The sequence below is a fragment of the Enterobacter sp. CM29 genome (assembly GCF_013179605.1).
GTDB lineage: Bacteria > Pseudomonadota > Gammaproteobacteria > Enterobacterales > Enterobacteriaceae > Enterobacter > Enterobacter intestinihominis.
Genome location: NZ_JABMCU010000212.1, coordinates 1 through 7,479 on the forward strand (window position 1 = coordinate 1; position 7,479 = coordinate 7,479).

A 7,479-nucleotide genomic window follows, 5' to 3' on the forward strand; every position below is an offset into this window, starting at 1 on the left:
ATATGGACCAGTTCACCTTCGCCGAGCGCGCCACCGACTGGCGCGGCAATAATAACATTGCGGACAGCATTTTCCGCCAGATGACCCACGAGCCACATCCCGTCCCCTCTTACATTGTCATGAGCGCGGGCACGGGCGGAACCTCCGCCACCATCGGACGTTATATCCGCTGTCAGGGTTATGATACGCAGCTGATGGTGGTTGACCCTCAGAACTCGGTGTTCCTTGATTACTGGCAATCTCGCGATGCCAGCCTGCGCAGCCCTGTGGGGAGCAAGATCGAAGGAATTGGTCGCCCGCGCGTCGAACCCTCGTTCATTCCGGACGTTGTGGATGAGATGCTCCGCGTGCCGGACGCCGCCAGCGTCGCGACGGCGCACTGGCTGGAGACACAGCTTGGCCGTAAGGTCGGAGCCTCTACCGGCACCAATATGTGGGGGGCGCTACAACTGGCCGCGAGAATGCGTGAAGAAGGCCTTAGCGGCTCTGTCGTCACGCTGCTGTGCGACAGCGGGGAACGCTACCTGGACACCTATTACAACGCAGAATGGGTACAGGCCAATATTGGCGATGTTGAACCGTGGAAAGCGCAGATTTCGCATCTGGTGAAATAAAAAAAAGCCAGGCTTTAGCCTGGCTTGCTGGAAGGATCTCGCTATTCGGGGGAATATGGGAGGTTATTTTTGTCCAGCCAATGCGTCAAAAAATGGGACACCGCTTCGTTACGACAGTGTCCGATAACCGGTAAATGCGGGAGCGCGGCGATAAGTTGCGGCATCGCGTTCCCCATAATCAGACCACGGCCTACGCTGCTCAGCATCTCGTGGTCGTTCATGGCGTCACCAAAGGCCATACAGTCCTGCATCGTCAGCCCCAGACGATCGCTCAGCACCGCCAGCGCAGATCCTTTGTTACAGCCCACCGGCAGCACTTCAAGACAGTCCACCGCCGAGAAGGTCAGGTGCGCCCGGTCGCCCAGCGCCTCGTTAAGCTGAATACGCAGGCGGCAGAGATCGTCGTGATCGCCGCAGAAGCAGATCTTGGTTACCTTGTGTGCCGGAATGCGGCGCAAATCGATGAGCTGATATTTAAAGCCACTGTAAACGTGAGCGTGCAGCAAGGCCGGGATCTCACGCCCGGTAAACCAGCCTTCATCGTTAAAAACATGCACGCTGGCCTGCGTATCCCAGGTGCTGTGCAGGACGATGTCCGCCACTTCCGGATCCAGATCCTGACGGTGCAGCACATCGCCCTCGACGGAGTGAATGCGCGTCCCGTTGCCGGTGATCAGGAACGCATCGAGGGCAAATGTTCCCAGCAGATGGCGCATCTCCAGCACATGACGACCAGTGGCAAACGTCAGGGTGACTTCACGCTCGCGCAGGCGCTTAAGTGTGTTCAGGGTTTTCTCCCCTAAACGGTGATCCGGCATTAACAGCGTGCCGTCCATATCAAATGCAGCGAGCCGAGCCATAATTACTCCCGAAATGTGATGCGGTTAACTTGTGCATCAGTATTACGTGAGATATACGGAAGTAATAGTGAATAGATGATAATTATTGTTCCGGGTTTTTCATGCGCCAGCTTAACCGTCTTAACCAGTATCAGCGTCTGTGGCACCCCTCCGCCGGCGCAACGCAGCAGGTGACCATCAGTGAACTTGCCAGCCGCTGCTTTTGCAGCGAGCGACATGTACGCACCCTGCTGCGCCAGGCGCAGGAGGCGGGCTGGCTAAGCTGGCACGCCCGCTCCGGACGAGGAAAGCGTGGGGAATTACGCTTTCACGTCACCCCGGATTCGTTGCGTAATACGATGATGGAAGAGGCCCTGAAAAGTGGACAGCAGCACAACGCGCTGGAGCTGGCCCAGCTCGCGCCTGAAGATTTGCGATCGCTGCTGCATCCGTTTATGGGCGGGCAATGGCAGAACGATACGCCGACGCTGCGTATTCCCTACTATCGTTCGCTGGAGCCGCTTCAGCCGGGGTTTCTCCCTGGCCGGGCGGAGCAGCATCTGGCGGGACAGGTATTCTCTGGTTTGACGCGTTTTAATGGTAACAGCAGTGAACCCACGGGCGATCTGGCGCATCACTGGGAAGTCTCTGCTGACGGCCTGCGTTGGCATTTCTACATACGCTCCACCCTGCACTGGCATAACGGCGATAAAATAGAGACGGCACAGCTCAGGCAAAGCCTGACGGCGCTGCTATCGCAGCCCGGCATGGACACGCTTTTCCGCAGCGTCTTACGTATCGAAACCACGCATCCGCAAAGCCTGACGTTTATTCTGCATCAACCTGACTATTGGCTGGCGCACAGGCTGGCAACCTACTGTAGCCGTCTGGCGCATCCTGATTACCCCGTGGTGGGCAGCGGTCCCTTTCGGCTGAGCGTTTTTGAGCCTGAACTGGTGCGTCTGGAAAGCCACGAGCAGTATCATCTTGGCCATCCGTTGCTTAAGGCTATCGAGTACTGGATCACGCCCCAGCTTTTTGACTACAGTCTGGGCACCAGCTGTCGCCACCCGGTGCAAATCGCCATTGGCGAGGCCGACGAGCTGGCCAGCCTGCGGCTGGTGAGTAACAGCACCAGTCTGGGCTTCTGCTACCTCACGCTGAAACAAAGTCCGCGTCTGAGCGAACTTCAGGCAAAGCGGCTGATTAATATCATTCATCTCTCAACGCTGCTTCACACGCTTCCCCTGAACGAAGGGCTCATCACTCCTACCGAAGAACTGCTTCCCGGCTGGGCGATCCCCCAGTGGACTGATTTAACCGACGTTGTGCTGCCAGAGGCATTGACGCTTGTCTACCACCTGCCGGTTGAGCTTCACACCATGGCCAGCCAGTTAAAAGCATACCTTGCGCGGCAGGGGTGTGAACTGACCGTCATCTTTCACGACGCCAAGACGTGGGACGGTTGCCAGCAGCTTGCCGATGCAGACATCATGATGGGAGACAGACTGATTGGCGAAGCGCCAGCGTATACCCTTGAGCAATGGCTCCGCTGCGATGCGCTCTGGCCGCATCTGCTGAGCGCACCGGCATACGCCCATTTGCAGGCCACGCTGGATGCGGTGCAGACGCAGGCCGACGAACGTGACCGACACGCAGGACTTCAGGCTATCTTCAGCCGATTAATGGAGACAGCCGTCCTGACACCGCTCTTTAACTACCAGTATCAAATCAGCGCGCCTCCGGGGGTCAACGGCATACGCCTTAACACTCGCGGCTGGTTTGACTTCACCGAAGCCTGGCTTCCTCCACCAAACGCGTGAAGAAGCTGGTCGCCGCTTTAGCCAGGCGTTAACATGACGCTTTTACCGTAACTGTCGAGATGATCTATGAAACGTGCCGTCGTCGTGTTCAGCGGAGGACAAGATTCCACAACCTGCCTGATTCAGGCACTTCACCAGTATGATGAAGTGCATTGCGTCACTTTTGATTATGGTCAGCGTCATCGCGCTGAAATCGATGTCGCTCGTGAACTGGCCCTCAAACTGGGCGCCCGCGCTCATAAAGTGCTGGACGTGACGCTGTTAAATGAACTGGCCGTCAGCAGCCTCACCCGCGACAGCATTCCGGTTCCTGATTACGAACCGGATGCCAGCGGCATTCCGAATACCTTCGTACCTGGGCGTAATATTCTCTTCCTGACCCTGACGGCAATCTATGCCTACCAGGTGAAAGCCGAAGCGGTGATCACGGGCGTGTGTGAGACCGACTTCTCTGGCTACCCGGACTGTCGGGATGAATTCGTGAAAGCACTCAATCACGCCGTCGATCTGGGTATGGCAAAAGAGACCCGCTTCGAAACGCCGCTGATGTGGCTGGATAAAGCCGAAACCTGGGCGCTGGCCGACTACTGGGGCAAGCTGGATATCGTTCGCAACGAGACCCTGACCTGCTACAACGGCATTAAAGGGGACGGCTGCGGGCAGTGTGCCGCCTGTAACCTGCGCGCGAACGGTCTGAATCATTATCTTGCGGATAAAGCGGGCGTGATGGCCGCGATGCAGAAAAAGACCGGTCTGAAATAAGGGCGACCTGACCGTGCTGTCGAACGGTAAGTGGCGACAGCACGGTTATCCCTGAACATTTTTTACGCGATCATCAGCTCCAGCTTTTCGCGCAACTCCCCTTCCAGCGGCAACGCTTTCTGGGTTTTGAGATCGATACAGACAAAGGTGATCAGCGCATCGGCCACCACCTGCCCTTCTGGCTCAAGCGTGACGACCTGGCTCAATACACCACTTTTGCCATTCAGTTGTTGGACCTCACTGGTCACGGTGAGCACATCCCCAAGCACAGCCGGGCGGCGGTAGTTAATGTTGATGTTGACGACCACAAACGCGATGTTGTGTGCGGTCAGCCACTGGAAGCTTTCGCTGTTCTCCAGGCCATCCCAGCGCGCCTCTTCAAGAAATTCAAGGTAGCGGGCGTTATTGACGTGCTGGTAAACATCGAGGTGATAACCACGGACTTTGATTTGTGTCTGCATAGCGCAATAGCCTTTCGTTGTTATAGGTTCAGAGGTCATAACTGGTATGACCTCTTTATCCTGGCAAATTTTTGCCGCAGTGCAAGTGATTACGCGATTACAGCGTCAGGTGTGCGAGATTGCGCTCAACCAGCGCGCTGCCCATACCCGGCACCTGCTTGAGATCGTCAAGGGTTTTGAAAGGACCGTACTCCTCGCGGTAGCTAACAATGGCCTGGGCTTTTTTAAGTCCCACACCGTTCATCACGCGCGCGAGCTCTTCTGCCGATGCCGAATTGATGCTGACTCGCGTACCGTCATCCTCTGCACTTTTACCGGCATCAGTCGCTTTTGATTGCGTATAAGCCTGCGCAGCTGAGTCTGTTTTGGTCTGTGCAGCCTGCGCTTTAGCCGAGGGCGACGCCGCCAGCGCGCCCGCACTCATCCCGGAAGTGGCAATAGCCAGTGTAATTAACAGTGCTTTGATTCCACATTTCATGCTGTTTTCTCCTTGTTTGTTGACAGCCACGCCACGATAGCCGTACGAGAAAACAGGGACAAACAGCAGATTGCAGAAATGGAAAAGGCCGCGAAAGCGGCCTTTAGTTTTTGCAGAGCGTTACGAAAATCTGCGAGCAGGTACGTAATTATTGCTCCTGGGTCACCACATCACCCAGCTTGATTTTGGCTTCTTTACGCAGGTTGCTCATCATCGCTTCGAAAGCAATCTGGGCATTATTCTGGGTAATTCCCTGAACCATGGCCTTCTTCTGCGCGTCTGGCAGCGTGCCGGCTTTGACTTCATCCAGCGCCAGAATCACCACGTTACCCTGCATATCGGTCGTGGTGCCAAAGACAGGTTTGTCTTTCGCCGGCAGGCTCAGACCAAACGCCGCCTGGCTGACAGGATCCTGACCGGTACGGCTCAGCGTTTTGGCTTCGCCAAAGTTCAGGCCAGCCGCTTTCAGTGCATCGTTCTTACCGGCTTTCAGATCGGCCAGAATTTTCTCTGCATCCAGTTTTGCCTGCTGTGCCGCTTTGTTGTGTTTGACCAGCGCCACCACCTGATCTTTCACTTCCGCCAGGGGCTTCACTGCCTCGGCTTTGTGCTCGCTGACGCGCAGTACGAACGCACGGTCACCGTCAACGGTAATGATGTCTGAGTTGCTGCCCGGCGTACCGTTCTCACCTACCAGACCACCATTGAAAATGGCATCTGAAACCGGTTTGAAGTTCAGTTCTTCCGGCAGATTTTCATGGCTGAACCAGCCCGTCTCAACCGCTTTCACGCCAGCAGCCTGCTCAGCGCCCGCCAGTGATTCGTTGTCGTTGCTTGCGGCATCGCTCACTTTCTGTTGCAGAGCATAGAAGGCGTCCAGCGCTTTCTCCTGCTTCACTTTCGCAGCGATATCATCACGAACGTCAGCCAGCGGCTTGGTTTTCGCCGCCACGACATCGTCCAGACGCGCCACCAGGAAGCCAACGGAGGATTTGATTACACCAGACAGTTGGCCTTTCTCTTTAAGACCCGCATTTTTCAGCTCGTCCGGGGTAGTGGAATCTTCCAGCCAGCCCATATCACCGCCGTTTTTGGCAGAAATAATGTCGGTGGATTTTGCTTTCGCCACGGTCGCGAAATCAGCGCCTTTGTTCAGCTCGTCCAGCACGGCTTTTGCTTCTGCTTCCGTTTTGGTCTGGATCACGCTGTAACGGTTACGCTGCGGCTGAGTGAACTGATCCTGATGCTGGTCGTAATAAGACTGGATCTCGGCGTCAGTCGCGTTTTTCTGCATCGCGGCAGCATCCAGCTTGATATAGCTTACGCGGAACTGTTCAGGAGAGATGAAGTTGTTCTTGTTTTGCTCGTAGTAAGCGTTAACTTCAGCGTCGCTAACCTGCTGTTTCGCCGCCAGTGCATTGACATCAATCGTCGCTTCACGCACCACGCGTTGCTGCGCTACCAGTGCTGCCAGCGCTTCAGTTTCGCCTTTCAGCATGAAATCGGTGCCCACCACCGCGTTGATCAGCTGTTGCGTGGTCAACTGGTTACGCAGCGCCTGTGCGTACTGGTCAGCCGTCATCCCCATCTGGTTAACAATGCTGTTGTAACGCGCGTTGTCGAACTTCCCATTAGACTGGAAAGCCTGCGTCGAGAAGATGGCTTTTTTAACCTGCTCATCGCTGATGCCCAGACCGAGGCTTTTCGCGTACTGGTCCAGCAGCGCTTCGTCGATAAGGCGGTTCAGCGTCTGCTGACGCAGGTTTTTCATATAGCCTTCGTTGGCTGCAAGTTCAGAGTATTGGTCGCCCAGCTGTTGCTGCATGCGGTTACGTTCACCAGCAAAAGCGTTCTCGAACTGCCCACGGCTAATTTCCTGGCCATTCACTTTTGCGGCGTAGTTCGCGCCACCGCCGATGAGGTAACTACTCACACCGGTCAATATGAACGACACGATAATGATACCGAAAATAATCTTGAGCACGAGACTGTTAGCAGCCGTGCGTAAGCTGTCCATCATGGTGTAACAACACTCCGCTGTAGGTGACTGGTTACCTGACGCTGACGGAAAATCCTGACCGTCGCGCGTAAAGGCGTATTGTGACAAGAAAACAGGGCAATTGTCAGCCCACAACTCGCATAAACTCGCACAAATCAGGTCTGGACAAACAAAAAAGGCACATCAAACGATGCGCCCTTGTACTTTTCAGCTTCCCTGGAGCGGGAAAGCAATCAATTTACTGCGTCTTTCAGCGCCTTACCTGCACGGAAACCCGGCACTTTAGCGGCAGCAATGGTGATCTCTTTACCGGTCTGCGGGTTGCGGCCAGTACGGGCAGCACGCTCTTTAACCGCAAAAGTACCGAAGCCTACCAGTGCAACGTCGTCCCCAGCTTGCAGAGATTCAGTAACAGAAGCAATTAAAGCATCTAAAGCACGTCCAGCTGCAGCTTTAGAAATATCAGCACCCGCAGCAATTTTGTCAATCAGTTGAGATTTATT

The 7,479-nt window shown here is 55.3% G+C and carries 8 protein-coding genes; 3 read left to right on the forward strand and 5 right to left on the reverse strand.

Annotation, left to right across the window (positions count from 1 at the left end; genetic code table 11):
• On the forward strand, nucleotides 1-614 hold a 614-nt coding region (locus tag HP459_RS19770), incomplete at its 5' end, for a PLP-dependent cysteine synthase family protein (protein ID WP_171936693.1).
• A 41-nt stretch (nucleotides 615-655) separates the two neighbouring features.
• On the opposite strand, the gene cof is transcribed toward HP459_RS19770, so the two are convergent.
• Nucleotides 656-1,474: an HMP-PP phosphatase gene (gene cof, locus HP459_RS19775; protein WP_023299454.1), complete on the reverse strand. Its 819-nt coding sequence runs from the start codon at nucleotides 1,472-1,474 to the stop codon at nucleotides 656-658.
• A 101-nt stretch (nucleotides 1,475-1,575) separates the two neighbouring features.
• On the opposite strand from cof, the gene HP459_RS19780 reads away from it, so the two are divergent.
• Nucleotides 1,576-3,276, forward strand: a complete 1,701-nt coding sequence (locus HP459_RS19780; protein ID WP_058646036.1) for an SgrR family transcriptional regulator — start codon at nucleotides 1,576-1,578, stop codon at nucleotides 3,274-3,276.
• Between the two features lie 66 nt (nucleotides 3,277-3,342).
• Entirely contained in the window at nucleotides 3,343-4,038 is a 696-nt protein-coding gene (gene queC, locus HP459_RS19785) for a 7-cyano-7-deazaguanine synthase QueC (protein WP_022647250.1), read from the forward strand.
• 62 nt (nucleotides 4,039-4,100) lie between these two features.
• Here queC and HP459_RS19790 read toward each other — a convergent pair whose 3' ends face one another.
• The 4 genes from HP459_RS19790 to hupB all read right to left on the reverse strand — a co-directional run.
• Nucleotides 4,101-4,499, reverse strand: a complete 399-nt coding sequence (locus HP459_RS19790) for a YbgC/FadM family acyl-CoA thioesterase (RefSeq protein WP_017694410.1) — start codon at nucleotides 4,497-4,499, stop codon at nucleotides 4,101-4,103.
• A 97-nt stretch (nucleotides 4,500-4,596) separates the two neighbouring features.
• Nucleotides 4,597-4,977: a helix-hairpin-helix domain-containing protein gene (locus tag HP459_RS19795; RefSeq protein WP_038415510.1), complete on the reverse strand. Its 381-nt coding sequence runs from the start codon at nucleotides 4,975-4,977 to the stop codon at nucleotides 4,597-4,599.
• A 148-nt stretch (nucleotides 4,978-5,125) separates the two neighbouring features.
• Nucleotides 5,126-6,997 (reverse strand): peptidylprolyl isomerase, encoded by a 1,872-nt coding sequence (gene ppiD, locus HP459_RS19800; RefSeq protein WP_023299452.1) that lies wholly within the window; start codon nucleotides 6,995-6,997, stop codon nucleotides 5,126-5,128.
• A gap of 212 nt (nucleotides 6,998-7,209) precedes the next feature.
• Nucleotides 7,210-7,479 (reverse strand): nucleoid-associated protein HU-beta (hupB, locus tag HP459_RS19805; RefSeq protein WP_131646602.1); only part of this gene is annotated, 270 nt, incomplete at its 5' end.

Excerpts from the sequence above, each read along its gene's own strand:
- cof (WP_023299454.1), bottom strand. The coding sequence starts at position 1,474 with ATGGCTCGGCTCGCTGCATTTGATATGGACGGCACGCTGTTAATGCCG.
- HP459_RS19780 (WP_058646036.1), top strand. The coding sequence starts at position 1,576 with ATGCGCCAGCTTAACCGTCTTAACCAGTATCAGCGTCTGTGGCACCCC.
- queC (WP_022647250.1), top strand. The coding sequence starts at position 3,343 with ATGAAACGTGCCGTCGTCGTGTTCAGCGGAGGACAAGATTCCACAACC.
- HP459_RS19790 (WP_017694410.1), bottom strand. The coding sequence starts at position 4,499 with ATGCAGACACAAATCAAAGTCCGTGGTTATCACCTCGATGTTTACCAG.
- HP459_RS19795 (WP_038415510.1), bottom strand. The coding sequence starts at position 4,977 with ATGAAATGTGGAATCAAAGCACTGTTAATTACACTGGCTATTGCCACT.
- ppiD (WP_023299452.1), bottom strand. The coding sequence starts at position 6,997 with ATGATGGACAGCTTACGCACGGCTGCTAACAGTCTCGTGCTCAAGATT.